This window comes from Microbacterium hominis NBRC 15708 (genome assembly GCF_001592125.1).
GTDB lineage: Bacteria > Actinomycetota > Actinomycetes > Actinomycetales > Microbacteriaceae > Microbacterium > Microbacterium hominis.
The window spans coordinates 51,031-76,729 of the sequence record NZ_BCWI01000018.1; the positions used below are offsets into that span (position 1 = coordinate 51,031).

Genomic DNA, 25,699 nt, shown 5'->3' on the forward strand with positions numbered 1-25,699 from the left:
GCCACCGCGTTCACGCCGGGGCTCCCGACGGCGCCGACGCGCCCGGCACCGACCCGGCGGCGGGACCGGCGGAAGACCCGGCGGCGGAAGGACCGGCGGCGGGGCGGACGGCGGCGAAGTCCGCCTCGCGGATGCGCGCGTGCACGCCGCAGACGATGTCGACGACCTGCGAGATGTCGAAGTCGGTCGCCGCCGACAGGTAGGCGTAGGCCAGGTGCTCGGCCATGCCGTACCGCGCCTGCAGCAGATCGAGGGCGGCGCGCACCGCCTTACGCATCGCCTCGTCGAGATCGACGTCGAGCCCGGTCGGCACGAGGTACTCGTCGGTGCGGACGAGCGGTCCGGTCACCTCGCCGAACGCGGCGAGGGCCTCGGCCCGCGGCACCACGTCGAAGCGCAGCGTCGCGCGCAGCGACGCCTCCAGGGCGGTCAGCGCCACCTCGCCGTCGCCCTGCGCGAAGTGCGGGTCGCCGACGTAGGCGAGCGCGCCGGGCACCTGCACCGGCAGGTACAGCACCGCACCTTCGACGAGCAGGTTGATGTCGATGTTGCCGCCGTGCGCGCCGGGCGGCACCGAGTGCGGCCGCTCCTCGCCGGCGACGGCGACGCCCATCGTCCCGAGGAACGGCGCGAGCGGGAACCGCACGACGCGCTCGCCCCCGTCGACCAGGGGCAGGATGCCGCTGCCGTCCGACACCGGCGTGAACACGCTGACGTTCTCGGGCCCCCGCGGGAGCACACCGACCAGCGCGCCCTTGCCGTGCCGGTTGGAGATGACCCCGTAGGGCACCCGCGGGGCGAGGTCGACGACCGTGATCTTCAGCAGATCGCCGACCTCGGCGCCCGCGACGAAGACGGGTCCCGTGACCACGTGCGGACCGTCGGCGAGCGCATCGCGCGGGACGGTGGCGGCGATCTCGATCGCGTCGGTGAGCACGTGCGCGGCCGGCACCCCGTGCCCCGTGAAGTAGCCGAGCGGATCCTGCCCCTGATCGGGGAGGATGCCCTCGTGGCTCACGGTGTCGATGGTCACGGTCTCCCCCGCCGCGATCGTCAGCACCGGTGCGTCCGCGGCGCAGGGCAGTCGCCCCCACAGCACTGTCGCCGGGGATGCCGCGACGTAGTGGTCGCCGACGACCGCCCCTTCGCCGGGCTGCAGGATCTCGAGGGTCTCGGTCATGATGTCGCTCCTTCGCGCACGTCGTCACCGGCGAACGCGCCGGCACGGTGACCGGCACCGGCCAGCAGTTCCACGCCGGGCCGGGCCCGCGCATCGTCATCGCCGGCGCGGTACACGACGGTACCGCCGACGAGCGTCGCGACGACCCCGCCGCGCAGCTCGCGGCCGTCCCACGGCGACAGCTTGTGCCGGTACAGCAGCCGCTGTGCGTCGACCGTCCACGACCGCTCCGGGGCGAACACGGTGAGGTTCGCCCGCGCGCCCGGCGCGATGACGCCGAGTCCCGGCATCCCGGCGATGCGCGCCGGCCCGGTCGTGAACAGCGGCAGCAGGCGCTCCAACGGGATGCCGCGGCGCGCCGCCGCGGTCCAGACGCTCGCGAAGCCCGTCTGCACGCCGGCGATGCCGCCCCAGGCGAGGCCGAAGTCGCCGCCGCCCGCGGTCTTGAGGGCGAGCGTCGCGGGCGAGTGGTCGCTGACGATCGCGTCGATCGTGCCGTCGACGACGCCTTCCCACAGCAGGTCCTGGTTGACCCGGTCGCGGATCGGCGGGCAGCACTTGAACGCGCTCGCCCCGTCGGGCACCTCTTCGGCCGACAGCGTGAGGTAGTGCGGGCACGTCTCGATCGTGAGGCGGATGCCCTCCGCCTTCGCGGCGCGGATCAGGTCGAGCGCGTGCCCGTCGGCGACGTGGACGATGTGCGCACGGCCGCCGGTGGCCCGGGCCGCGTCGATCACCGCCGCGATCGCGGCCTCCTCGCTGACGGGCGGACGGCTGCGCAGGAACGCGTCATAGTGACGACCGAGCTCTCCGTCGGGTCCCGCCCCGACCTCGACGGCGGCCTCGTGCAGGTGGGCCTCGTCCTCCGCGTGGGCGATCAGCAGGCCGTCGAAGGCGGCGAGCTCGGTCAGCGCGGCGCGCAGGCCCGCGCCGTCGAGGTGTCCGAACTCGTCGATGCCGCTCGGCACGAGGAAGCACTTGAAGCCGACGACGCCGGCATCGGCCAGCTCACGCAGGCTGCCGAGGTTCTCGGGGACCGCGCCGCCCCAGTAGCCCACGTCCACAGCGAGCTTTCCGCCCGCGGCGGCCCGCTTCGCGGCGAGCGCCGCGGGCGTGGTGGTCACCGGCACCGAGTTCAGCGGCATGTCGAACAGGGTCGTGATGCCGCCGGCGGCCGCGGCGGCGGTGCCCGTCGCGAAGCCCTCCCAGTCGGTGCGGCCCGGCTCGTCCAGGTGCACGTGCGAGTCGACGAGGCCCGGCAGCAGCACCTCGTCGGGAGCGAGCACCACGACCTCGGCGGATGCCGCGGCATCCGCGTCGTCGAGCCCGTCGAGACCGCCGAGCGCGTCGAGACCGCCCACCTCTGCGATCACCCCGTCGACGATGCGCACCTGCGCGGGGCGGAACCCTCCGTCGATCCACGCGCGCTCGGCCCGGATCACCCTCTCCTCTGCCACGGCGCCGCCTCTCTCGGGAATGGGTCCGACGCTAGCGAGGCGTCGTTTCGCGGGTGTTTCCGCCCGGACGCGCCGGGCTCGAGTGTGAAGCTATAGCTTCATCTTCGCGGCAGGATGTCTCCCGTGTAACGAGCATGTGAAGTCGCCCCTTCACAGATGACGAATCCGGGTCGAATCCCCGGCACCGGGCCGACGGGATGCCGCCGCCCGCTACGCTCTCGACCATGAGCCGCCTGTCTGCCGTCGACGCGTCGCGCACCGCCGCGCCCGCGGACGCCGCTGATCGCGCGGCCGCCGGAGACGGCGACGGCGTGGGCGAGCGCCTGCGCGCGCTGCGGATCGCCCGCGGCATGTCGGCGCGCGACCTCGCGAGACGGCTCGGCATCTCGCCCAGCGCCGTCTCGCAGATCGAGCGGGGCGTCATGCGGCCGAGCGTGTCGCGCCTGATCGCCATCACCGACGAGCTCGACGTGCCGTTGACGTCGGTGTTCGACCCCTCCGGCGCACCGGCCCAGACGGGCGCGACGAGCTTCGGGCTGCGCCGCGCCGCCCACGACACGGCGATCCTCCTCGACGACGGCGTCGCCTTCCGCCGCATCTCCCCGGTCGCGACGCCCGGGGTGGACTACTTCGAGTCGACCTATCCGCCGGGGGCGACGGCGCACGGCGAGGGCGGACTGTTCCGCCACGAGGGCTACGAGATCGGCACGGTCGTCTCGGGCGAGCTGACCGTCGACTTCGACGACGAGCGCGTGGTCCTGCGCGCCGGGGACGCGATCAGCTATCCGTGCTCGCGTCCGCATCGACTGCACAACACGTCCTCCGAGCCGGCCGTCGCCCGCTGGCTCATCGTCCACGGAGCCCACTGACATGACCGACGTCCTCGCCCTCCCCGACTTCGACGCCCTCGACCCGGATGCCGCGGCATCCCTCGTGCGCGTCTGGGCCGCCGTGCCCGCGTGGATCGACGCGGTCGTCGCGGGACGCCCCTACGGCACGCGGGCTGCGCTGGCCGCGCGCGCGGACGAGCTCGCGCGCGCCTGGACGCGCGCCGACTTGGACGGCGCGCTCGCCCACCACCCGCGCATCGGCGACAGACCGCAGGGCGCGAGCGCCGAGGCGCACGCCTCGCGTCACGAGCAGGCCTCGATGTCGACGGCGGAGGCCGCGACGGCCGCCGCGATCGCGGCCGGCAACGCCGCGTACGAGGAGCGCTTCGGCCGGGTGTTCCTCATTCGCGCCGCGGGTCGCAGCCCCGAAGAGATGCGCGCGGAGCTCGAGCGACGGCTGCACAACGACGACGAGACCGAGACCGCGGAGGCGCTCGACCAGCTGCGCCAGATCGCGCTGCGACGACTGGAGGCGACGATCGCATGAGCCACGTGACCACGCATGTGCTGGACGGGGCCGCCGGGACCGCGGCATCCGGCGTCGAGGTGACCCTCGTCGACGCGGACGGCGTCGCCCTCGCCGCCGGGAGCACGGGCGTCGACGGCCGCCTCGCCCTCGGCCCGGAGGAGCTTCCCGCCGGCACGTACGCGCTCGTGTTCCAGACCGGGGCGTACTTCGCGGCGCGCGACACCGCGACCTTCTACCCCTCGGTCACCGTGACCTTCGCGGTCGCCGACGGCCGGCACCACCACGTGCCGTTGCTGCTGAGCCCCTTCGCCTACTCCACCTACCGCGGCACCTGATCCGCTCCGGCTCCGGCGGACCGCCCCGGGCGCGGGATGCCGCGCGGTTACCCGGGGGAAACGTCGCGGTGACACGGCATCCGTAACGTGACGGACATGAAGGTGATCGTCGTCGGAGCCGGTGTCGGGGGAACGAGCGCGGGGATCGCGCTGCAGAGACTCGGGCACGAGGTCGTCATCTACGACCAGATGCGCGAGAACCGGCCCGTGGGCGCGGCGCTGTCGCTGTGGCCCAACGGCGTGAAGGTGCTCAACTGGCTCGGACTCGGCGAGGAGGTCGCAGCTCTCGGCGGCGACATGGCCGACATGGTCTACCTCGACGGGCACACCGGCGAGACGATGTGCGACTTCTCGCTCGCGCCCGTCACGGCCCAGACCGGGCAGAAGCCCTACCCCGTCGCGCGCGCCGACCTGCAGGCGCTGCTGATGGAGCGGTTCGGCCTCGACGGCATCCACCTCGGCAAGCGACTGACCGACGTCTCCGACGACGGCACGACCGTGACCGCGACGTTCGCCGACGGCACCACCGACACGGCCGACATGCTCATCGGGGCCGACGGCGCGCGCTCGATCGTGCGCGCCTACGTGCAGCCCGACGGGGCGCCGCCGATCGAGCGGGAGTACTCGGGATACACGAACCTCAACGGGCTCGTGCCGGTGTCGGAGACCATCGGGCGCGCCACCGCCTGGACGACCTACGTCGCCGAGGGCAAGCGCGCCGCCGTCATGCCGATCGCGGGCGACCGCTTCTACTTCTGGTTCGACATCCCGCAGCCGTCGGGTCTCCCCTACGAGCGGGGCGACCTCACCCCTCTGCTCGAGGCCTTCGGCGATTGGGCGCCCGGCGTGCAGGAGCTGCTCTCCGCGATCGACCCCGCGACCTCGCTCAACCGCGTGGAGATCTGGGACATCACCCCGTTCGACACCTGGACGAAGGGGCGGGTCGCCATCCTCGGGGATGCCGCGCACAACACCGCCCCCGACATCGGCCAGGGAGCGTGCTCGGCGCTCGAGGACGCGTTCGCCCTCGGCATCGCGTTCGCCACCAACACGCTCGACGTCGCCGACACCCTCCGCCGCTACGCCGCGATGCGGGTCGAGCGGGCGGGCGAGCTCGTGCTGCGGGCACGCAAGCGCGGGTGGGAGACGCACGCCTTCGACCCCGCCGTGACCGACGCCTGGTACGAGAGCCTGCGCGGCACCGACGGCGCCGGCATCATCCGCGGCATCGTCGGCAACATCGAGGACAGCCCCGTCAACCTCGGCGGCGGGTTGCTGCTCGGCTGAGCGGGTCGCTGGGGGCGGGTGGGGCCGGGGCCGGTGTTGCCCCTCCCGACCGAACTGCAAGGGATGCCGCGCGACACGCCGCCGTGCAGGGGCACCCGCGCGGGGTGTCGCGGCTGCGACCTTGCAGTTGCGCATGTTGGTGGGCGACGGAAGGGCGACGGCCGGGCGGCGGCATCCGCTCGATGCGGCGGCATCCGCCATCACCCTCTCCCGACCGAACTGCAAGGGATGCCGCGCGACACGCCGCCGTGCAGGGCCACCCGCGCGGGGTGCCGCCGCTGGGGCCTTGCAGTTGCGCATGTTGGCGGGCGGCGGGGTGGGGCGGGGCGGGGCGGACCCAGTCTGAGTGGTTCGCAGGCGCCGAGGACGCGAACGAGTCACCGACCGGTCGTGCCGCGGCATCCGGGCTCACCCGCGGCATCCGCCTCGACCGAACTGCAAGGGATGCCGCGCGACACGCCGCCGCGCAGGGCCACCGGCGCGGGGTGTCGCGGCTGCGGCCTTGCAGTTGCGCACGCAGCGCGCCGCAGCGCGCGGAGGGGTCAGAGGCGGCGGGCGATGGAGGCCGCGACGGTGAGCCACGCGTCGCGGCTCTCGGGCGAGAGCGCGTCGAAGTCGATCGGGCCGCCGTCGACCAGGGCGGCGTCGAACGGCACGTGCACGACCTCGGCGGTCACCTGCGCGAAGTGGCGCTCGAGGCGGTCGGCGAGCTTGCGGTCGGGCTTCGCAGACGGGGCGGCGAGGATCGTCACCGCCTCGTCGATCTTGTGATCGAAGCCCTTCTCGCGCAGGCCGTCGAGGAGCCACGCGGCGCTGGCCGCCGTGTCCTCGCGCACGGTCGAGACGATGACGAGCTGGTCGGCGGCGGCGACGGCCGCGACCCAGTTCGACGCGCGCATGTTGTTGCCGGTGTCGACGATCAGCAGGCGGTAGTAGCGCGACAGCACGTCGTGCAGGCGATCGAATCCGGCGGCGTCGATGGTCGAGGATGCCGCGGCATCCTCGTCGGACGCCAGCACATCGAACCGCGCGTCGACCTGCGTGCGCACGTAGGTGTCGAGGGCGGCGAGGCTGGCACGGTCGGGCGTCGTGAAGCGGTCGAGGTCGTCGAGCAGGTCGACGGCCGTGCGGTGGTGGGGGGCGTGCTGCGCGCGCCAGCCGAGCGTGCCCCGGGTCTCGTTGTTGTCCCACGCGAGGGTCGCACCGCCGCGCTGGGTGCCGAAGGTGGCGGCGAGCAGCAGCGTCGACGTCGTCTTGTGCGCACCGCCCTTGGGGTTGAGGACGACGATCGTGCGCGGCGCGTCGAGCCGTCGCTGCACGAGGCGCTCGCGATCCAGCCGCGACTGCTCCGCCTTTCCGGGCCGCGGGGAGATCGCACCGCCGGTCAGACGCCGGATCGCGCCGCGCCAGCCCTCGGTCGCACGCGGCCGCGCCCGATCGGCTCGGGAGTTGAGCAGGTCGTCGACCGTCGGCGTCGCGCGCTGCGCTGAGCGCCCTCCCGCCGCGTCGCACCGCTGCGCAGCGGTCCGTCGACCGTCGCCGTCGCAACGGCGGTCGTCGCCGACGTCGCCGGGGCGGCGGCCACGGGCTCCGCGGCGGTCTCCGCCGTAACCGACTCCGCGACCGCGGCAGCGGCCGTCGACAGCGGCACCGCCGAGATGGGGGCGGCGACCGAGGATGCCGCGACGGAGGAGACGTCCTCGGCCCCGGGGGTCGCGGCCGGAGCGGAAACCGAAGCCGCAGCCGCCGGAGTGGAAACCACAGCCGGGGCCGTGGCCTCCGTGAAGCTGCCGTCGGGGCTGACGACGAGCGCCCACCGCGTGGCGCCGTCGACGACGGTGGCGGTCACCGGCTCGCCGGCCGACGCGGCCATCAGGCGGATGGACTCCACGATGCGACTGCGCAGCCCTTCCTGCGTCGAGGCGAAGACCTCGTCGACCTCACCGGCGAGATGGATCTCGGCGGCGGTCTGCGAGGTGACGAGGACGGTCGGTTCGTAGGTCACGCCTACGAGTATCCCATCGACGCCCGCACAACACCCGGGAAGGGGGCTCTCACGCCCCGGCGAGCAGCTCGTCGACGGTGCGTCGCCAGTCGGCATCCCCGTCGGTCGCCGTCAGCGTGAAGCTGCGCTCTGCGACGTCGAGCTCCACGGTCACACGATGGAGGCCATGCTCCCACCGGAGCAGGCCACGGGTGTCGGCGAGGTCGGCCGTGAACGTGCCGTCGAAGGCGGGATGGGCCGCCCGCAGACGCAGCAGCTCCCCCAGCGCCCGCACGACGGGGCGTTCGAGCTCGAGGTCGATCTCGTCGGCGGTGTAGTGGTGGCGGTTCACGTCGCGGCCGACCCCCGTCGCACGCAGCAGCTCGACGTCGTTGCGGCCCGCGAACAGTCCCACGTAGTACACCTGCGGGATGCCGGGCACCATGAGCTGGACGAGTCGGGCGAGCAGGTAGGCGCGGTCGTCGGCGCCCACGGCGTCGTAGTAGGTGCAGTTCACCTGGTACAGGTCGAGGTTGGATGCCGCGGCTCCCGTCGCGAGGCGACTCGTGCCGCCGCTCGCGTCGTGGATCGCCTCGACGAGCGCGTCGATCTGCGCCGGCGCGAGCAGCCCCGGGACCCCCGGCTTCAGGTCGCTCTCGCCCACGTCGACGATGCCGATGCCGTCGTGCGTGTCGAGCACCGTGATCGTGTTGGCGGGGCGCACGTCGAGCCACTGCGCGAGGGGACGCAGGTCGTGCGCGTGCAGAGCGTGCAGCAGCAGCGGCGGCAGCGCGAAGTCGTAGACGTAGTCCACGCCGCGGGCGATGTCGATCTGCTGCGTGAAGTGGCCGTGCACCTCGAGCAGCACCCGGATGCCGCGGTCGTGGGCGAGCTCGAGGATGCGCCGCGTGTACCGATCGGTGGATGCCGTCATGAAGCAGTCGGTGCCCGCTTCCTTACCCGTGTAGCCCACGGCATCCAGGCGCAGCATCGTGACACCGGCGGCGCCGAGCGCGTCGAGCACCGAGGTGAGGTAGTCCCAGGCGACCTCGGTGCGCAGGTCGATGTCGACCTGGTCGGCGGTGAAGGTCGTCCAGACGAGACGCTTGCGCCCGCCCAGCTCCATCACGGTGAACGGCAGGCCGGGCCGCGGGCGGTAGATGCGGGCCAGGTCGTCCTCGCGGGCGCCGTCCGGGAAGACGGCGTCGAGCGTGAGGAACATCGGCGCCCAGGGCGAGGCGTCGCCGCGACGGCGCACGTCCAGGAAGGCGTCGGAGTCGGCCGAGACGTGGTTGACGATCACGTCGCTCATCACGACGGCGTCGCCGCTGAGCGCGCGGACGTCGTCCCACGTGCCCAGCCGCGGATCGATGCGGGTGTGGTCGCGGGGGTCGAAGCCCGCGTCGACGCCGTCGAACGGGGTGAAGTAGGGCAGGAGGTGGATGCCGCCGAACATCCCCGACAGTCGCGTGTCGAGCATCTCCTGCACGCCGGCGACGGTTCCGGCGAGGCGGTCGACGTAGGTGATCAGCTGCGGGGGCGTGCCGTTCATGACGGGGTTCTCTCTCTGGGTTCTCAGGTGGGATGCGGAGCGCCTACGCGCGCCGGAGGAGACGTCGCAGCCACGCGCGCCGTGCGCGGCGGGCTTCGCGCGACAGCGGCAGCCACGGCGCCATGAGGTCGAACGCGTGCGTGCCGCCCGGCCACACGTGCAGCTCCGCGTCGCCCCCCGCGCGCCAGATGGCATCGGCGAACGCGACGCACTCGTCGCGGAAGGTCTCGGCGGAGCCGACGTCGATGAAGGTCGGCGGCAGACCCGCGAGGTCGTCGGCGAGCGCGGGCGAGGCGTAGGCCGACACGCGCCCGGCTCCGTCGGCGCGGCCGAGGTACGCGGCCCAGGCGACCTCGTTGGCCGCGCGGTCCCACGACCCGTGGCCCGCCATCTGGATCGCCGAGGCCGACGCCGACCGGTGGTCGAGCATCGGCGCCTGCAGCAGCAGGCCGGCCGGCCGGGGACCGCCGTGGTCGCGGGCGTACAGTGCGAGCGCCGCCGCGAGGCCCGCCCCGGCGCTCACCCCGGTGAGGACGATGCGGTCGGGGTCGATCTGCGCGGGCGCGTCGGGACCGGCCAGCCACCGCAGGGCGGCCATGGCGTCGTCGAGCGCGGCGGGGAAGGGGTGCTCGGGAGCGAGCCGGTAGTCGACCGACACCACGGCGCAGCCGACGCGGTCGGCCATCGCGGTCACGGCGGGCATCTCCGAATCGGGGGTGCCCGACACGAGGCCGCCGCCGTGCAGGTGCAGCAGCACGGGTACCGGGCGGGGGCACTCCACCGGCAGCGAGACCACGACGGCCACCTCGCCCGCCGCGCCCGGGATCGTGCGCGCGGTGCGCGTGAACGCTCCGTGCTGCGTGAGGTCCGTCATCGGCGCCACCGTCGCGCTCTCGCGCACCCGCACGATGTCGTCGGGGGTGATCGAGACGACGATGTCGTCGAGCTCGTCGAAGGCGCGGGCGACACCCGGGTCGAGCGGCGGCCGCGGGCGGGCCGACGGCGGCGGCGTCATCCCTTCACCGCACCCTGGAGCAGCGCCGCGACGAACTGCCGCTGGAACACCAAGAACACGATCAGGGTCGGCAGCAGGATCAGGATCGACCCGGCGCACAGCAGCGGGATGTCGGTGCCCCACTGACCCTGGAACGCGCCGAGGGCACCGGCCATCGTCCGCTTGGTCGGGTCGTCGACGAGCACGATCGCGAGGAGGAACTGGTTCCACGTCCACAGGAACAGCAGGATCGCGAGCGAGGAGATCGCCGGACCCGACAGCGGCACGTGGATGCGCCAGAACAGCTGCCAGGTGCTGGCGCCGTCGGTGCGGGCGGCCTCGGTCAGCTCGTGGGGCATGTTGACGAAGTGCGCCCGCATCCACATGACGGCGAACGGCATGAACAGACCGATCAGCGGCAGGACGATCGCCCACTGGGTGTTGAGGAGCCCGTAGCCGCGGATCTGGTAGTAGATCGGCACGATGATGCCCTCGATCGGGAGGGTCAGTCCCAGCACGAACACGACGAAGAGGGTGCGCGACAGCGGCACCTTGAGGTGCCCGAGCGCGAAGCCGGCGAGCGTCGCGGCGAACAGGCTCACGGGCACGACGCCGAGCTCGATGAGGATGCTGGAGCCCAGCATCTTCAGCATGTCGGCCGACTGGAACGCGAGGAGGAAGTTGTCCCAGTGCGGCTCGTCGGGCCAGGACAGCCCCGCCGGGTAGGTCCCGGGGGCGTGCAGCGCGGTCACGAACAGCGAGATGAACGGGATGATCGTCAGCGCCATGACGACGATGAGCAGGAGGCGGCCGGTCCACACCTCGACGGCGGAGGTCTTCATCAGCTCTCGTCCTTTCCGCGGGTGAGCTTGTTCAGCGGCAGCACGACGGCGAGCACGAGCAGGGTGAGCACGACCGCGAGGGCGGAGGCCTGGCCGACCTGCCGTTCGAAGAACGCGAGGTAGTAGATCTCCAGACCCGGCACCATCGTGCTGCGGCCGGGGCCGCCCTGGGTGGAGATGTAGATGATGTCGAAGCTGCGCAGGGCCCCGATGACGGTGATGAGCACCGCGACGCCGAGCTCCTGCCGGATGGCGGGCAGGGTCACCGTGAAGAACTCGCGGATGGGCCCCGCGCCGTCGATGCGCGCGGCCTCGTAGAGGGCGGGATCGATCTTGGTCATGCCGGCGAGCAGCAGCAGCATGCACAGGCCGAGCGAGACCCACGCGCCGATCACGCCGACGGCGGGCAGAGCGGTGTCGAAGTCGCCGAGCCACGCGCGGGTGATCCCGCCGAGCCCGATCGCGCTGAGGAACTGGTTGACCGCACCGTCGGCGGCCAGCAGCCACGTCCACATGATGCCGGCGGCGACCAGCGGGATGACCTGCGGGAGGAACAGGACGGTGCGCGACACGGAGGCCAGCCGACTGCCCCCGAGCTTGCGGATCAGCGCGGCGGCGACGAGCCCGACGGTCACCGGGATGATCGAGAAGTACAGGATGAGCGTCAGCGCGTTGACGATGGGTCCGAGCAGCTGCGCGTCGGTGAAGATGCGCACGTAGTTGTCGAGCCCCGCCCACGTGGCGGTCGTGACCCCGTTCCAGTCGTAAAACGAGTACTGCACCGTCGAGGCGAGCGGCACGAGCACGAAGAGCGCGTAGAAGACGAAGGCGGGTGCGATCAGCGCGAGACCGACAACCGCCTCCCGCGACCACCGCGCGCGTCGAGCGCGGTGGTCGCGGGCCGGGGCGGCCGCACGGTCCCGCGCAGCCCGGGCCTGCCCGGGCTGCGTGGACGTGCTCATGGGTCAGCCCTTCTTGCTGCTCAGATAGTCGGTCTGCACCTGGGTCAGAAGGCCCGCCGGGGTCTGCTTGCCCGCGAACAGCTCCTGCAGGTTCGGCGTGAGGCTCTTCGCGTAGATCGAGCCCGTGGCGTTGGCGATGAAGTCCATCGAACCGTTGTTCTGCGAGAGCTGCGCGCCCGCGGCCAGGGTCTCGGCCGTCACGGTGCCCTCCTTGACGGCGGGCATGAAGGCGTCGGCGGGACCCATGGGGTGCGATCCGCCCTTCTCCACCGCGATGGTGCGCGCCGTCTCGTTCGTCGCGACCCAGTTGAAGAAGAACGCGGCGCAGTCGGGGTGCGCGGCCTTCGCCGACACGCCGTAGGTGAGCGGAGCCGACATGGCGCCGTTCTGGCCGCCCGCCTCGAGCGGGGGCGACAGGAAGAAGCCCACGTCGCCGGGCATCTGGGTGTCGAAGTTGCCCGACTCCCAGTCGCCGTCGAAGATGAACAGGCTCTGGCCGCTCGTGAAGCGGCTGATCATCTGGGAGTAGTCCATCGAGTTGGCGTCGTCGGCGAAGTAGCCCGCCGTGATCCACGAGTCGAGGTGCTCCGCGGCCTTGACGTTCTCCGGGGTGTCGATCGTGGCGTCGTCCTTGAGGAAGATCCAGTCGTTGATCGCGCTCGGCTTGCCATAGCTGGCCATCAGCGCCTGGAGCGGGAAGGCGAGACCGCCGGTCGCTCCGCCGTTGAACTGCGCGATCGGCGTGATCCCGGCATCCTTCGCCTTCTTCAGGTAGGAGTCGAACTCGTCGAGCGTCGTCGGGGCGGAGGTCATGCCGATCTGCGCGGCGAGCTTCTTGTTGTAGAAGACCCCGGTGACCGAGTAGTTGACGCCCATCGCGTAGAGGGAGCCGTCGCCGCGCTGACCCTTGTCGTTGACCCGCAGCTGCTCGAGCTGCGACGACGGCCACTGGTCCCACCCGTAGCCCTTGGCGTAGCCGTCGAGGTTGTAGAGCAGGTTGTCGTTCACGAGGTCGACGATCGTGGGCAGGCGCATGATGTCCGGCGGCGAGTCGACGAGCACACGCGGGGCGTTCTGCGTGATGACCGCGAACTGGTCTTCACGCGTGTCGAACGTGACGTTCGGGAACTGCTTGGTGAACTCCGCCGTGAGGTCGTTGAACAGCGGGAATCCGGTCTCGACGTACGCGCTGAGGGTGACCGGATCGGTTCCACAGCTCAGGGTCACGGCACCGGTCGGCGCCTGGGTGCTGGAGGTGTCGGCCCCGGGAGGAGCGCAGGCGGTGAGGGCCACTCCTGCGATCACGGTCGTGGCGACGACAGCGGAGGCGCGCAGGTGCTTCGTGTTCGACATCATTGTCTGCCTTTCCATGCAGTTTCTCGGTGCGAGGATGGAGTTTGCTGCTATACCGATTCAGCTCGCGTGCTAAAACGTACTAGCGGAGATCGACGCGCGCAACCCCCTCATCGAACCGGGGACGCCGACGACGGAATCAGGGAGGACCGCGTGGTCAGGAAACGGGTGACCCTGTCGCAGGTCGCACAGGAGGCGGGGGTCGCGGCATCCACGGCCTCGCTCGTGCTGGCGGGCCGCGCCGACGAGCTGCGCATCTCCGCCACGGCGCAGGAGCGCGTGCGCGAGGCGGCCCGCCGGCTCGGGTACCGGCCGAACGCGCTGTCGGCCGGCCTGCGCACCGGCTCCACGCGCACGCTCGGCTTCGTCTCGGACTCGGTCGCGTCGTCGCAGCTGGCCGGCGAGATGATCCGCGGCGCCATCGAGGCCGCCCGCGCCCGGGGCTACATGGTCTTCGTCGGCGAGACGGGCGGCGACGGCCAGCTCGAACGCGACCTGCTCGACGCGATGTTCGACCGCCAGGTCGACGGCATCGTGCTCGCCACCATGCTCACCCACGCCCGCACGATCCCCACCGCCGCGACGCGGATGCCGACGGTGCTGCTCAACATCGAGCCCGACGGCGAGACCGATCTCGTGCAGGTGCTGCCCGACGAGTACCGCGCCGGCCGCGAGGCGGCGCGGCTGCTGGTCGACACGGGCCACCGCCGCATCCACCTCATCGGCGTCGGGGACGACCCGGCGCACGCGCACCCGTTCGCCCTCGCCGCCGCGCAGCGCCTGCGCGGCGTGCTGGACGTGCTGGCCGAGGAGGGGCTGCGCGTGGCATCCGCTCAGCCGGCCAGCCAGTGGCTGCCGCCCGAGGGCTTCCGCCTGTCCACGGCGCTCGTCGAACGGGGCGAGCCCGCCGATGCCCTGCTGTGCTTCAACGACCGGCTCGCGATGGGCGCGTACCAGGCGCTGCAGGAGGCCGGGGTACGGGTGCCCGACGACGTGTCGGTGCTGTCGTTCGACGACACCCCGTTCGCGCGCTGGCTGCGACCCGGGCTCACGACGTTCGCGTTTCCGCAGCGGGCGCTCGGCCGGCGGGCGACCGACGAGCTCATCGACCTGATCGAGCGCGCCCGCGACGACGGGGACGAGGCCGCGGGCCCCGGCGCGGCCGTGCACCTGATCCCGCTGCCGCTGCGCACGCGCGAGTCGGTCGCCGAGCGCGGCTGACCGGGGGACCTCAGACCCGGAACACCGAGTGGACCGGGCCGCAGACCTCGCGGCCGCCGAGCTCGACCAGCTCCATGAGCACGGCGGTTCCCGCCAGCTGCAGCCCCAGCTCGTCCAGGAGCTGCTGCCCCGCGCGGAGGGTGCCGCCGGTCGCGAGGATGTCGTCGACGAGCAGCACGCGCGTTCCCGGGGCGAGGTCGGCGCTCATCTCGATCTCGGCCGTGCCGTACTCGAGCGCGTAGGCGACCGACGCCGCGGGACGGGGCAGCTTCCCCGCCTTCCGGATCGGCGCCATACCGACGCCGGCCGCGATCGCAACGGCTCCGGCGAGCATGAAACCGCGGGCCTCGATGCCCGCGACGACGTCGAAGCGCCCCGCGAACGGCTCCACGACGGCATCCACCACCGTGCGCAAGGCGACCGCGTCGGCCAGCAGCGGCGAGATGTCGCGGAACAGCACCCCCGGTTCGGGGAAGTCGGGGATGCCGGCGATGAGCGATTCGGCGTGGGCGAGAGCCTCGGAAGTCACCGGTCAAGGCTAGCCGCCGGTACGCGCGGCCCCGCGCTCGGCGGCGCGGCCCGGGTTAGTCGGGGGCCGCGGCGGGGCGGGGCGGGGCGGGCCGGGCGCCGGGTTAGTCGGGGGCCGTGGCGCGGCGCGTGACGAACGTCGGAATTCCGGTCGGGCCCGGGCCGGGTGGCGCCGTGTCGGCGGCGGCCGGCGGCGGATCTCCGACGCTCGTCACGGGGCCGGCCGGCGCGGCCCGGGTTTGTCGGGGGCGCGGCGGGGCGCCGGGTTAGTCGGGGGCCGCGGGGCGGGGCGCGTGACGAACGTCGGAGTTCCGGTCGACCCCGGGCCGGGTGGCGCCGTGCCGACGGCGACCGGCGGCGGATCTCCGACGCTCGTCACGGTGGGCCGGCGCGGCCGCCGGGCAATCGACCCGGCAGTTGGCCGCCGCGCGACCCATGACCCGTGACCCGCGACCCATGGCCCGCGCCCCGTGACCCCGTGCGCAAGCGCTTGCGCTATCCTGGTGCGCATGACGTCGCAGCTGACCTCCTCCCTTCCCGACATCGGCGAGAGCCGCCCGGGCGCCGAATGGTGGCGCACCGCGGTGATCTACCAGATCTACCCGCGGTCGTTCGCCGATGCGTCCGGCGACGGCATCGGCGACCTTCCCGGCGTGACCGCGCACCTCGACGACCTGCGCGCGCTCGGCGTGGACGCCGTGTGGCTGAGCCCCTTCTACCGTTCGCCGCAGAAGGATGCCGGCTACGACGTCGCCGACTACCGCGACGTCGACCCGCTGTTCGGCACGCTCGCCGACTTCGACGCCATGCTGGCCGCCGCGCACGACCGCGGCATCCGCGTGATCGTCGACCTGGTGCCCAACCACAGCTCCGACCGGCACGTCTGGTTCCAGGAGGCGCTCGCCGCGGCCCCCGGCAGTGCGGCGCGCGCCCGCTATCTGTTCCGCGACGGCAAGGGCGAGAACGGGGAGCTGCCCCCGAACAACTGGGAGTCGGTCTTCGGCGGCCCCGCCTGGACCCGCGTCACCGAGGCCGACGGCACGCCGGGCCAGTGGTACCTGCACCTGTTCGACACGAGCCAGCCCGACTTCGACTGGTCCAACCCCGAGGTGCAGGAGGAGTTCCGCGGCATCCTGCGGTTCTGGCTCGACCGCGGCGTCGACGGCTTCCGCGTCGACGTGGCGCACGGTCTGGTCAAGTCCGACGGCTTGCCCGACCACCTGCCCGCCGTGGATGCCGACAGCATGGGCGGCTCCGACGAGGACGTGCCCTACTGGGGGCAGGACGGCGTGCACGAGATCTACCGCGACTGGCATCGCGTGCTCGCAGCCTACGACGGCGACCGCGCCCTCTGCGCCGAGGCATGGCTGCCGACCGTCGACCGCACGGCGGAGTGGGTGCGCTCCGACGAGATGCACCAGGCGTTCAACTTCCCCTATCTGATGACCGAGTGGGATGCCGCGGCCATCCGCGAAGTCATCTCCGAGTCGCTGCGCGCGTTCCCCGCGGTCGGCGCCCCGGCGACCTGGGTGCTCTCCAACCACGACGTCGTGCGCCACGCGTCGCGGCTCGCGCTGACCGCCGAGAACCCGCAGGGCCACGGCATCGGTCCCGACTCCCCCGGTCAGCCGATCCCCGAGGTGGGGCTGCGCCGTGCCCGCGCGGCGACGGCGGTCATGCTGGCGCTTCCGGGCTCCGCGTACCTCTACCAAGGCGAGGAGCTGGGTCTTCCCGAGGTCATCGCGCTGCCGCCGGAGTCGCGGCAGGACCCGACGTGGTTCCGCACCGACGGCGAGCGCTACGGCCGCGACGGATGCCGCGTGCCGATCCCGTGGACGGCGGATGCCCCGGCCTACGGCTTCAGCCCCGACGGACAGTCGTGGCTGCCGCAGCCCGCCGAGTGGGCCACGCTCGCCCGCGATGTCCAGGAGGGCGACCCCGATTCGACGCTGTGGCTGTACCGCACGCTGCTCGCGACGCGACGCGCGGAGGGCCTCGGCGGGGCGAGCCTCGAGTGGCTGGACGGCTACGGCGACGACGTGGTCGCGTTCCGCTCGGGCGCGGTCACCGTCATCGCCAATGCCGGCACCTCCCCGGTCGCCCTGCCGTCGGGCACGGTGCTGGTCGCCAGCGAGCCGTTCGACGGCGCGGAGCTTCCCGCCGATGTCGCGGTGTGGATGCTCACGGACTGACATGACCGGCATCGAGGAGGTCGCGCGCGCCGCCGGCGTCTCCACGGCGACGGTGTCGCGCGCCCTCAGCGGCCGGGGCCGGCTGTCCGAGGCGACCCGCGCACGCGTGCGGGCCGCGGCCGCCGATCTCGGGTATGTCGTGTCGGCCGCGGCATCCACGCTCGCCTCGGGGCGCGCCGAGAACATCGGCGTGATCGTGCCGTTGCTGGATCGCTGGTTCTTCGCGACGGTGCTCGACGGCATCGCCGCGCAGCTCGCGCCCCGCGGCTACGACATGACGCTCTACAACCTCACCGACGACCCCGCCCAGCGGCGCAACCTGTTCGAGACGTCGCTGCGGCGGCGCCGCGTCGACGGCCTGATCGTGCTGTCGGTGGAGCTGAGCGCCGACGAGCTGCGTCAGCTCGACGAGCTGCCCGTGCCGGTCGTGGGGCTCGGCGTGCCGCACGCCGAGCTGAACGGACTGCGGGTCGACGACACGGCGGTGGGCCGGCTCGCGACGGCGCACCTGCTCGCGCTCGGGCACCGCGACATCGTGCACCTCGGCTGGAGCCTGCCCGAGGATGCGGGCGAGACGCTCGACATCCCCACCCGGCGGCGTCGCGGGTTCGCACAGGCGATGACGGATGCCGGGGTCACCGCGCCCCGTTTCGTCGCGGCCGACTTCACCGTCGACGGCGCGCGGCGCGTCGCGCGCGATCTCCTCGCGGGCCCCGACGCGCCCACGGCGATCTTCGCCGCGTCCGACGAGATGGCGTACGGCGTCCTCTCCGCGGCCCGCGAGCTGGGCATCGAGGTGCCCGGCCGGCTCTCGGTCATCGGCGTCGACGGGCACGAGCTGGGGAGCCTGTTCGACCTGACCACGATCGCGCAGTTCCCGCATGCCCAGGGCGAGCGGGCCGGTCAGGCGGTTCTCGCGGCCCTCGGCGTCGACGGGGTGCCGATGCCCTCGGCATCCCTGCCCTTCGAGCTCGTCGCCCGGGGTTCCACCGCGCCGCCTCGCTGACCGGCCCGGCCGGCGCGCGCGCCGTGTTCCCTGTTCCGTATTCCGTCTCCGCCGCGGCCGCTCGACGCCCGTGCCGCGGAACGACGCGGGCCGTGCCGGATGCCGCGGCCGCCCAGACTGAATACGGCATGGGCATGCCGCAACGTGACGCCGCGTACTCTCGATGGCATGAGCATCGACCTCGAAGCCCTCTACATCGACCTGCACCGCCACCCGGAACTGTCCTTCCAGGAGACCCGCACCGCGGGCGTCATCACGCGCGAGCTGACGGCGCTCGGGCTCGACTACGTCGAGGGCCTGGGCACGACCGGCGTCGCGACGAGCATCACCGGCACCGGCGCGGGCGAGGGCCCGGTCGTGTGGCTGCGCGCCGACATGGACGGCCTGCCCGTCGCCGAGCAGACCGGACTCGCGTACGCGAGCACGGCCCGCGGCGTCGACCCGGCGGGCACCGAGGTGCCGGTCATGCACGCGTGCGGACACGACATGCACGTGACCGCGCTGCTGGGGGCGCTGGAGCGGCTCGCCGCGACGCGCGACGAGTGGTCGGGAACGGTCGTCGCCGTGTTCCAGCCCGCGGAGGAGTACGGCGCCGGGGCGCAGGCGATGATCGCCGACGGCGTGCTCGATCGCTTCCCGAAGCCCGACATCGTGCTCGGCCAGCACCTCACGCCGCTGCCCGCGGGCACCATCGGCGTGCGCCCGGGAACGCAGATGGCCGCCTCCGACGGCCTGACGGTGCGCCTCCTCGGACGCGGCGGCCACGGGTCGCGCCCCCACGCCACGATCGACCCGGTCGTCATGGCGGCGGCGACCGTCATGCGCCTGCAGACCATCGTGTCGCGCGAGATCGATCCGCGGGAGATGGCCGTCGTCACCGTCGGCTCGATCCACGCCGGCCTGAAGAACAACATCATCCCCGCCGAGGCGAAGCTCGAGCTGAGCCTGCGCTACCCCGACGATGAGGCGCGCGCCGATGTGCTGGCACGGGTGGAGCGCATCGTGCGGGCGGAGGCCGCGGCATCCGGAGCGGAGCAGGAGCCGGTCATCACGACCGACCACTCGCTCCCGCCGACGATCAACGACCACGACGCCACCGCGCGCCTGACCGCCGCCTGGGACCGCGCCTTCGGCGAGGGCACGGTCGTCGACCCCGGCATGTTCACCGGCAGCGAGGACGTCTCGTGGTTCGCCCGCGAAGCGGACGTGCCGCTCGTGTACTGGTTCTGGGGCGGGCTCGACCCCCAGCAGTTCGCGGATGCCGTGGCCCGCGGCACCGTCAACGAGGACATCCCCACCAACCACTCGCCGTTCTTCGCGCCGCTGCTGCACCCCACCATCGAGCGCGGGGTGGACGCGCTCGTCGTCGCCGCCCGGGAGTTCCTCGGATGAGCCTCGAAGACCTCTTCGGCCCTCAGCCGGACGAGCCGGAACGACCGTCACCGGCGGGGCGCGAGCCGAAACCCCCGCGCGAGCCGAAGCCGCCTCGCGAACCGAAGCCCCCGCGCGAACCGCGCCCGCCGCGCGAACCGAAACCGCCGCGCGAACCGCGCGATCCGAGTGACGGCCGATCGCGCGGCACGCTCGTCCTCGGCATCGTCGCGGGCGTGCTGGCCGTCGCCGTGGTGGCGGTGCTCGGCTTCGCCCTCACCCGCCCGTCCGACTCGGCGGAGCCCGCGGGTCCCGCGCCCGCCGATTCGTCCGCGGCGGCGTCGGTCCCGGCATCCACCCCGACGCCGACACCCAGCCCGACCGACGCGACCGCCCTGGGGCTCACGCTGTCGGCCACCGGCTTCACGCTGCAGACGAGCTCGGGGGCCCCGCTCACCTACCGGTGGGCGGACGATCCCACGGCCGCGATCGCCGCGCTGACGACGGCCTTCGGAGCCGCGCCCACCCAGCGGACGCAGACCGGCGACGGCTCGACCCTGCCGGACTACACGGTGTACTCGTGGAGCGGCTTCTCGCTGTTCGAGATGGTGCCGACCGCGGCGCTCACGCGCGAGAGCTTCTCGCAGCCCGCCTACGCGCTGTTCACCGCGAACGAGGTCAACGGGGTCGCGATCACGGCGGAGTTCGGCCTGAAGATCGGCATGACCGCGGCCCAGGTGCGGGCGCTGACGCCGCCGCCGGCGAGCGAGACGGCGCGCGCGTCCGGCAGCATCCGTTTCGGGTTCGACCCGCAGCGGTCCTCGTTCAAGAACGGCGTGCCGTCGTACAGCGTCTTCGCCGACACCGACGGCGCGGACGGCCCCGTCGGGACGATCCTGTACTTCTACGCGCCGCAGTAGCCGCCGCCGACGGGGCGGCCGCCGGTCCGGTCGTCCCGTCGCGCGTTCACGACTGCGGAGCGCCGTGCCCCGCCTCCGCGGAGGAGCCCTCCGGCGCGGTCGCCGCGACCGTCTCTCCGGCCCGACCGCTCTCGCGTGCGTCGACGAGCTGCTGGCCGGTCAGCAGTCCCGGCAGGCCGCGCCCGCCGCGCGTGGTGAACACGAGCACCACGGATGCCACGACGAACACGAACTGGGCGATCGACCAGGGCGCGGGCAGCAGCCCGAGCAGGAGGTACCCGCCGATCCCGGTCAGGAAGCGCAGCGGCCGTGACACCGGCGCCGGCAACGGCCCGCCCCGGTAGCGCAGCTCGACGGCGAGATCACCGGGTGTGCGACCCGTCGCGAGCACCACGACGGCCCAGACCGCGATCGGCGACGCCGTCATGACGAAGCGGCCCGCGGCGCCGTCGAGCACGGCGGCGTGATCGCGCACGACGTACTCCAGGAACACCTGGACCGCGATCGCCGACCCGTAGGCGACGAGGCCGCTTCCCAGCAGGTCGCAGAACATCGCGAGCAGTCGCCGCCCGCGCGTGACCGGATGCGGACGCGACCCGGCATCCGCCACCCGGCTGCCCCACAGGCGTCGGGGCACGAGGAAGCCGACCAGCGAGCCGACCACGGCGCCGACCGTGTTGGTCAGCAGGTCGTCGACGTCGAACACGCGGTACGCGCACGGGTACAGCCCCCACACGCCGGTCAGCTGCGTGGTCTCGATCGTCAACGACACGAGGGCGCCCGTGACGAAGGCCACGAGGATGCCGCGGCCGCCGAGCACCCGGAGGAAGAAGCCGAGCGGCGCGAACAGCAGCACGTTCAGCGCGAGCTGGAGGACGGCGAAGTCGGTGAGGCTCCGCGCACCGCGCAGGTCGTCGACGAACGCCCAGACATCGAGGTTGACCCCGGCGCAGGCGTACACCTCGGCGTCGGGAAGGGGAAGGAGCGTATGCGTCCAGATGGCCCAGAAGTAGACGAGGGCGGCCGCCCACAGCGCGAAACGGCCGACGGTGAGACGCCCGCGACGGCGGTAGCTGAGCGCCACGAAGGGCACGAACAGCACGATCCCGACGACGAATCCGATGCCGATCGCGACCGCACCGGAGTAGACCTCATTCCCCATGCTCCGATCCTCTCAGCCGCGCGCGCGGATTCTCACGCACGCCGGGATTGCGCGGCGTCGCGCGACCGCGTAATGTCGCCCGCCGTGACAGACGACAGTCGCGGCCCCGGCGAAGAGACGCCGATCGCCAAGCGCATCCTGATCGGCGAGCCGCTGACGAGCGAAGAGCTCGAGGGACAGCTGCTCCCCAAGAAGATGGCGCTGCCCATCTTCGCCTCCGACGCCCTGTCCTCGGTGGCGTACGCCCCGCAGGAGCTGCTGATGATCCTCCTCATCGGCGGGACGGCCTTCCTCGCGCTCAGCCCGTGGGTGGCGACGGCCGTCGTGGCGCTGCTGATCGTCGTCGTCCTCAGCTACCGGCAGCTCATCAAGGCCTACCCCTCCGGCGGCGGCGACTACGAGGTCGCCCGCACCAACCTGGGCGAGAAGGCGGGCGTCGTGGTGGCGGCCGCGCTGCTGGTGGACTACATCCTCACGGTCGCCGTGTCGGTGGCCTCGGGCGTCGACAACATCATCTCGGCCCTGCCGAACCTCGATCCCTGGCGGGTGGAGCTGGCCGTCGGCTTCGTGATCCTGATCATCCTCGTCAACCTCCGCGGCGTCCGCGAGGCCTCGACGGCGTTCGCGATCCCCACCTACCTGTTCATCGGGTCGGTCATGCTCATGATTGGCACCGGCCTCGTGCGGTGGATGCTGGGGGATGCGCCCATCGCCGAGAGCGCCCAGTTCGCGGTGCAGGCGGAGGATCTGAGTCAGGCCGCCCTCATCCTCCTGGTGCTGCGTGCGTTCTCCAGCGGCTGCTCCGCCCTCACCGGCGTCGAGGCGGTGTCCAACGGCGTGCCCGCCTTCCGCCAGCCGAAGATCCGCAACGCGCAGACGACGCTGGTGCTGATGGGCTCGATCGCGATCACCATGTTCGCGGGCCTCACGATCCTTGCGCTCGTCGCCGGGGTCCACTACTCCGAGGACCCCTGCCGTCTCATCGGCTTCAACTGCCAGGCGCTCGTGCAGCCCAGCCTCATGGCGCAGGTGGCCGCGGCCACCTTCGGCGGCGGCAGCATCCTGTTCTACGTCGTGCAGGCGGCCACGGCGGCCGTGCTGCTGCTCGCGGCGAACACGGCGTTCAACGGCTTCCCGCTGCTCGGCTCGGTGCTCGCCCGTGACGGCTACGCGCCCAAGGCGCTCAACACGCGCGGCGACCGGCTGGTCTACTCCAACGGGATGATCGTGCTCGGGCTGGCCGCCGTGCTCGTGCTCGTGATCTTCCAGGCGAAGCTGACGACGCTGATCCAGCTGTACATCATCGGCGTGTTCGTGTCGTTCTCGCTGGGCCAGCTCGGCATGGTGAAGCACTGGCGCCGGGAGCTGCGTCTCCTCTCGCCCAAGGCGGTCAAGCCCCGCCGCGAAGCCGTGTCGGGCCTGTTGATCAACTCGCTGGGCGCGACGTTCACGATCGTCGTGCTGGTGATCGTCACGATCACCAAGTTCACGCACGGCGCCTACCTCGTCTTCATCGCGATCCCGCTGCTGTCCTTCCTGATGATCGGCGTGCACCGGTACTACCGCGACGTCGAGCACGAGATCGCGATGGACGACGACGTGCACTACGGCTCGACCGGTGACGTCGCGATCGTGCTCGTGGGCAAGCTGCAGAAGCCCACGGCGAAGGCCGTCGACTACGCGCTGTCGGCCAAGCACGAGAAGACGCTCGCGGTGCATGTCGCCGTCACCGCCGAAGAGGCGCGTGACGTGCAGGACGAATGGCAGTTCCACCGGATGCCGATCCCGCTCCTGGTGATCGAGTCGCCCTACCGGCAGTACGCGGCACCGCTCGCGCAGTTCATCGAGCAGTACCGCAAGAAGCACGGCCCGTCGGTGATCACCGTCTACCTGCCGCAGTACATCGTCGGCCATTGGTGGGAGACCTTCCTCCACAACCGGCGGGCGCGCCGCATCGCGCAGCAGCTCATGCTCGTGCACGGCGTGCAGATCACCCTCGTGCCCTGGCTGCTGGACTCGTCGGAGCTCATCTACGGGCGCCGTTCGCGGCCGCTGCCGGGCGACGACCGCGCCGGGCGCATCACCTCGTACGGACTCGTCGCCCACACGGACGACGACCACTGAGCGGCGGCCGAGGCCGGGCCGCGCTCCGGAGCCGTGCGCTGTGCCGGGGCGTAGCCTAGAGGGGTGACTTCCGCGACCGCGTCCCCCGTTTCCGCCGCACCCGTGGCGGCCCTCGACGCCTCCGCGATCAAGAGGGACTTCCCGATCCTCGGCGAGCAGGTGAACGGGCATCCCCTCGCCTACCTCGACTCCGCGGCCACCAGCCAGAAGCCGCTGGCCGTGCTCGACGCGGAGCGCGACTTCCTCACCCACGCGAACGCCGCCGTGCACCGCGGTGCCCACACGCTGGCCGCCGAGGCGACCGAGCTCTTCGAGGACGCCCGGGCGACCGTGGCGAGCTTCGTCGGCGCGCAGCCGGAGCAGCTCGTGTGGACGAGCGGGGCGACCATGGGCCTCAACCTCGTCGCATACTCGATCGGGAATGCGGGACTGATCCGCCCCGGCGACGATATCGTCACGACGGCCGTCGAGCACCACGCGAACCTCATCCCCTGGCAGGAGCTCGCGGCCCGCACCGGCGCCGTGCTCCGCCACATCCCGGCCCACGACGACGGCACCCTCGATCTGGAGGCCGCGGCATCCCTCATCGGCGAGCGCACCCGCGTCGTCGCCTTCACGCACGTGTCGAACGTGCTCGGCATCGTGAACCCCGTGGCCGAGCTGATCGCCCTCGCCCGTGCGGTGGACGCGATCACGGTCATGGATGCCTGCCAGTCGGCCCCGCACCTTCCCCTCGACCTGCCGGCGCTCGGCGTGGACCTCGCGGTCTTCAGCGGCCACAAGATGCTGGGGCCCTACGGCGTCGGCGGTCTGTACGGACGCACGCCGGTGCTCGAGGCGCTGCCGCCGTTCCTGACGGGCGGGTCGATGATCACGACGGTCACGCTCGACCGGGCCGAGTACCTGCCGCCGCCGCAGCGCTTCGAGGCGGGCACGCAGCCCGTCGGGCCGGCGATCGGGCTGGCCGCGGCCGTGCGCTACCTCGACGGCATCGGCCTGGAACAGATACATGCCCACGAGAGCATGCTCGCGGAGCGCATGCGCGCGGGGCTCGTGGAGATCCCCGGCATCCGCCTGCTCGGCGACGCCGCGGGGGTGGAGCGCGTGGGGTTGTGGGCGTTCGACGTCGACGGCGTGCACGCGCACGACGCCGGGCAGTATCTCGACGCGCTCGGCATCGCCGTCCGGGTCGGCCATCACTGCGCCGCGCCCCTGCACAGCCGTTACGGGGTCACCGCGAGCGTGCGCGCGAGCACGGCGCTGTACAACACGACCGACGACGTCGACCGCCTGATCGAGGCCGTCGGCGGCATCCGCCCCTACTTCGGAGTCTGACATGAGCGATCTCGACGCCCTCTACCGCGAGCTGATCCTCGATCACTCCAAGCATCCGCAGCACTTCGGCCTGGCCGATGAGGGCGATGCGCCCGCCGTCGCCGGCACGATCGGCACCTCGTACCAGAAGAACCCCGTCTGCGGCGATGAGATCACCCTCCGCGCCCGCGTGGACGGCGAGACGATCGCCGACGTGCAGTGGGAGGGTCGCGGCTGCTCCATCTCCCAGGCGTCGGCCTCGATGCTGGCCGACCTCGTCGCGGAGGAGGGTCTGACCCGCGCCGAGGCGCTGCAGCTCGTCGAGGGGTTCCGCGAGGCACTGCGCTCGCGCGGCACGATCGAGCTCGACGAGGAGGTCTACGGCGACGCCGCCGCCCTGTCGGGGGTGTCGAAGTTCTCCGCGCGCGTCAAGTGCGCGATGCTCGCCTGGGTCGCCCTCGAGGACGCGATCGCCAAGGCCTGACCCTCTCTTCTTGCCGAGCCGCTACGCCGCGGCCGAGCCGCTACGCGCCGGCCCGCCCGCGGCATGGCGGGG

23 protein-coding genes are annotated in these 25,699 nt (G+C 72.5%); 12 read left to right on the forward strand and 11 right to left on the reverse strand.

Features of this window, described 5'->3' with window-relative positions:
* Positions 1-10: 10 nt before the first annotated feature.
* Both MHO01S_RS13200 and allB read right to left on the reverse strand, forming a co-directional pair.
* The gene (locus tag MHO01S_RS13200; RefSeq protein WP_060960209.1) at positions 11-1,180 is read right to left on the reverse strand and encodes an acetamidase/formamidase family protein; all 1,170 of its coding nucleotides are present in this window, start codon (positions 1,178-1,180) and stop codon (positions 11-13) included.
* Positions 1,177-2,637: an allantoinase AllB gene (allB, locus tag MHO01S_RS13205; protein WP_061782426.1), complete on the reverse strand. Its 1,461-nt coding sequence runs from the start codon at positions 2,635-2,637 to the stop codon at positions 1,177-1,179. Before allB ends, MHO01S_RS13200 begins: the two co-directional genes overlap by 4 nt.
* Positions 2,638-2,861: 224 nt before the next feature.
* Between allB and MHO01S_RS13210 the strand changes: the two genes are divergently transcribed.
* The 4 genes from MHO01S_RS13210 to hpxO all read left to right on the forward strand — a co-directional run bounded on the left by MHO01S_RS13210 (position 2,862) and on the right by hpxO (position 5,618).
* Positions 2,862-3,506, forward strand: a complete 645-nt coding sequence (locus MHO01S_RS13210; protein WP_061782427.1) for a helix-turn-helix domain-containing protein — start codon at positions 2,862-2,864, stop codon at positions 3,504-3,506.
* A gap of 1 nt (position 3,507) precedes the next feature.
* The gene (gene uraD, locus MHO01S_RS13215) at positions 3,508-4,014 is read left to right on the forward strand and encodes a 2-oxo-4-hydroxy-4-carboxy-5-ureidoimidazoline decarboxylase (protein WP_061782428.1); all 507 of its coding nucleotides are present in this window, start codon (positions 3,508-3,510) and stop codon (positions 4,012-4,014) included.
* Complete coding sequence (gene uraH / locus MHO01S_RS13220; protein WP_060960212.1) at positions 4,011-4,331, forward strand: hydroxyisourate hydrolase; 321 nt, start codon at positions 4,011-4,013, stop codon at positions 4,329-4,331. Before uraD ends, uraH begins: the two co-directional genes overlap by 4 nt.
* A gap of 96 nt (positions 4,332-4,427) precedes the next feature.
* Positions 4,428-5,618 (forward strand): FAD-dependent urate hydroxylase HpxO, encoded by a 1,191-nt coding sequence (hpxO, locus tag MHO01S_RS13225; RefSeq protein ID WP_060960213.1) that lies wholly within the window; start codon positions 4,428-4,430, stop codon positions 5,616-5,618.
* A gap of 542 nt (positions 5,619-6,160) precedes the next feature.
* Here the strand turns inward: hpxO and MHO01S_RS16930 are convergent.
* From MHO01S_RS16930 to MHO01S_RS13255, 7 genes are all read right to left on the reverse strand, one after another.
* Complete coding sequence (locus MHO01S_RS16930) at positions 6,161-6,937, reverse strand: MinD/ParA family ATP-binding protein (RefSeq protein WP_255266101.1); 777 nt, start codon at positions 6,935-6,937, stop codon at positions 6,161-6,163.
* Between the two features lie 65 nt (positions 6,938-7,002).
* On the reverse strand, positions 7,003-7,623 hold the full coding sequence (locus tag MHO01S_RS16935; protein ID WP_255266102.1) for a hypothetical protein: 621 nt from the start codon (positions 7,621-7,623) through the stop codon (positions 7,003-7,005).
* A 49-nt stretch (positions 7,624-7,672) separates the two neighbouring features.
* Entirely contained in the window at positions 7,673-9,154 is a 1,482-nt protein-coding gene (gene gtfA / locus MHO01S_RS13235; RefSeq protein ID WP_060960214.1) for a sucrose phosphorylase, read from the reverse strand.
* 43 nt (positions 9,155-9,197) lie between these two features.
* Positions 9,198-10,169: an alpha/beta hydrolase gene (locus tag MHO01S_RS13240; RefSeq protein ID WP_061782429.1), complete on the reverse strand. Its 972-nt coding sequence runs from the start codon at positions 10,167-10,169 to the stop codon at positions 9,198-9,200.
* Positions 10,166-10,990, reverse strand: coding sequence for a carbohydrate ABC transporter permease (locus MHO01S_RS13245; RefSeq protein ID WP_060960215.1), 825 nt, complete (start codon positions 10,988-10,990; stop codon positions 10,166-10,168). The genes MHO01S_RS13240 and MHO01S_RS13245 overlap by 4 nt, the downstream gene beginning before the upstream one ends.
* Positions 10,990-11,952, reverse strand: a complete 963-nt coding sequence (locus MHO01S_RS13250) for a carbohydrate ABC transporter permease (protein WP_061782430.1) — start codon at positions 11,950-11,952, stop codon at positions 10,990-10,992. Before MHO01S_RS13250 ends, MHO01S_RS13245 begins: the two co-directional genes overlap by 1 nt.
* Positions 11,953-11,955: 3 nt before the next feature.
* Positions 11,956-13,323, reverse strand: a complete 1,368-nt coding sequence (locus MHO01S_RS13255) for an ABC transporter substrate-binding protein (protein WP_231735142.1) — start codon at positions 13,321-13,323, stop codon at positions 11,956-11,958.
* 150 nt (positions 13,324-13,473) lie between these two features.
* Between MHO01S_RS13255 and MHO01S_RS13260 the strand changes: the two genes are divergently transcribed.
* Entirely contained in the window at positions 13,474-14,526 is a 1,053-nt protein-coding gene (locus MHO01S_RS13260; RefSeq protein ID WP_061782431.1) for a LacI family DNA-binding transcriptional regulator, read from the forward strand.
* A gap of 10 nt (positions 14,527-14,536) precedes the next feature.
* Here the strand turns inward: MHO01S_RS13260 and MHO01S_RS13265 are convergent, their stop codons facing one another.
* Positions 14,537-15,055 (reverse strand): adenine phosphoribosyltransferase, encoded by a 519-nt coding sequence (locus tag MHO01S_RS13265; RefSeq protein WP_060960218.1) that lies wholly within the window; start codon positions 15,053-15,055, stop codon positions 14,537-14,539.
* 508 nt (positions 15,056-15,563) lie between these two features.
* Between MHO01S_RS13265 and MHO01S_RS13270 the strand changes: the two genes are divergently transcribed.
* From MHO01S_RS13270 to MHO01S_RS13285, 4 genes are all read left to right on the forward strand, one after another.
* The gene (locus MHO01S_RS13270; protein WP_060960508.1) at positions 15,564-17,246 is read left to right on the forward strand and encodes a glycoside hydrolase family 13 protein; all 1,683 of its coding nucleotides are present in this window, start codon (positions 15,564-15,566) and stop codon (positions 17,244-17,246) included.
* Between the two features lies 1 nt (position 17,247).
* Positions 17,248-18,252, forward strand: a complete 1,005-nt coding sequence (locus MHO01S_RS13275; protein WP_061782432.1) for a LacI family DNA-binding transcriptional regulator — start codon at positions 17,248-17,250, stop codon at positions 18,250-18,252.
* A 168-nt stretch (positions 18,253-18,420) separates the two neighbouring features.
* A complete protein-coding gene (locus MHO01S_RS13280) occupies positions 18,421-19,644 on the forward strand; it encodes an amidohydrolase (RefSeq protein ID WP_060960510.1) in 1,224 nt (407 codons plus the stop codon).
* 215 nt (positions 19,645-19,859) lie between these two features.
* Entirely contained in the window at positions 19,860-20,543 is a 684-nt protein-coding gene (locus MHO01S_RS13285) for a hypothetical protein (protein WP_255266103.1), read from the forward strand.
* A gap of 46 nt (positions 20,544-20,589) precedes the next feature.
* Here MHO01S_RS13285 and MHO01S_RS13290 read toward each other — a convergent pair whose 3' ends face one another.
* Positions 20,590-21,705, reverse strand: coding sequence for a VanZ family protein (locus tag MHO01S_RS13290; protein ID WP_060960511.1), 1,116 nt, complete (start codon positions 21,703-21,705; stop codon positions 20,590-20,592).
* Between the two features lie 72 nt (positions 21,706-21,777).
* On the opposite strand from MHO01S_RS13290, the gene MHO01S_RS13295 reads away from it, so the two are divergent.
* The 3 genes from MHO01S_RS13295 to sufU all read left to right on the forward strand — a co-directional run bounded on the left by MHO01S_RS13295 (position 21,778) and on the right by sufU (position 25,627).
* On the forward strand, positions 21,778-23,829 hold the full coding sequence (locus MHO01S_RS13295; RefSeq protein ID WP_060960512.1) for an APC family permease: 2,052 nt from the start codon (positions 21,778-21,780) through the stop codon (positions 23,827-23,829).
* Between the two features lie 63 nt (positions 23,830-23,892).
* A complete protein-coding gene (locus MHO01S_RS13300; protein ID WP_060960513.1) occupies positions 23,893-25,164 on the forward strand; it encodes a SufS family cysteine desulfurase in 1,272 nt (423 codons plus the stop codon).
* Position 25,165: 1 nt separating this feature from the next.
* Positions 25,166-25,627 (forward strand): Fe-S cluster assembly sulfur transfer protein SufU, encoded by a 462-nt coding sequence (gene sufU / locus MHO01S_RS13305; RefSeq protein ID WP_060960514.1) that lies wholly within the window; start codon positions 25,166-25,168, stop codon positions 25,625-25,627.
* The last annotated feature ends 72 nt before the right edge of the window (positions 25,628-25,699 follow it).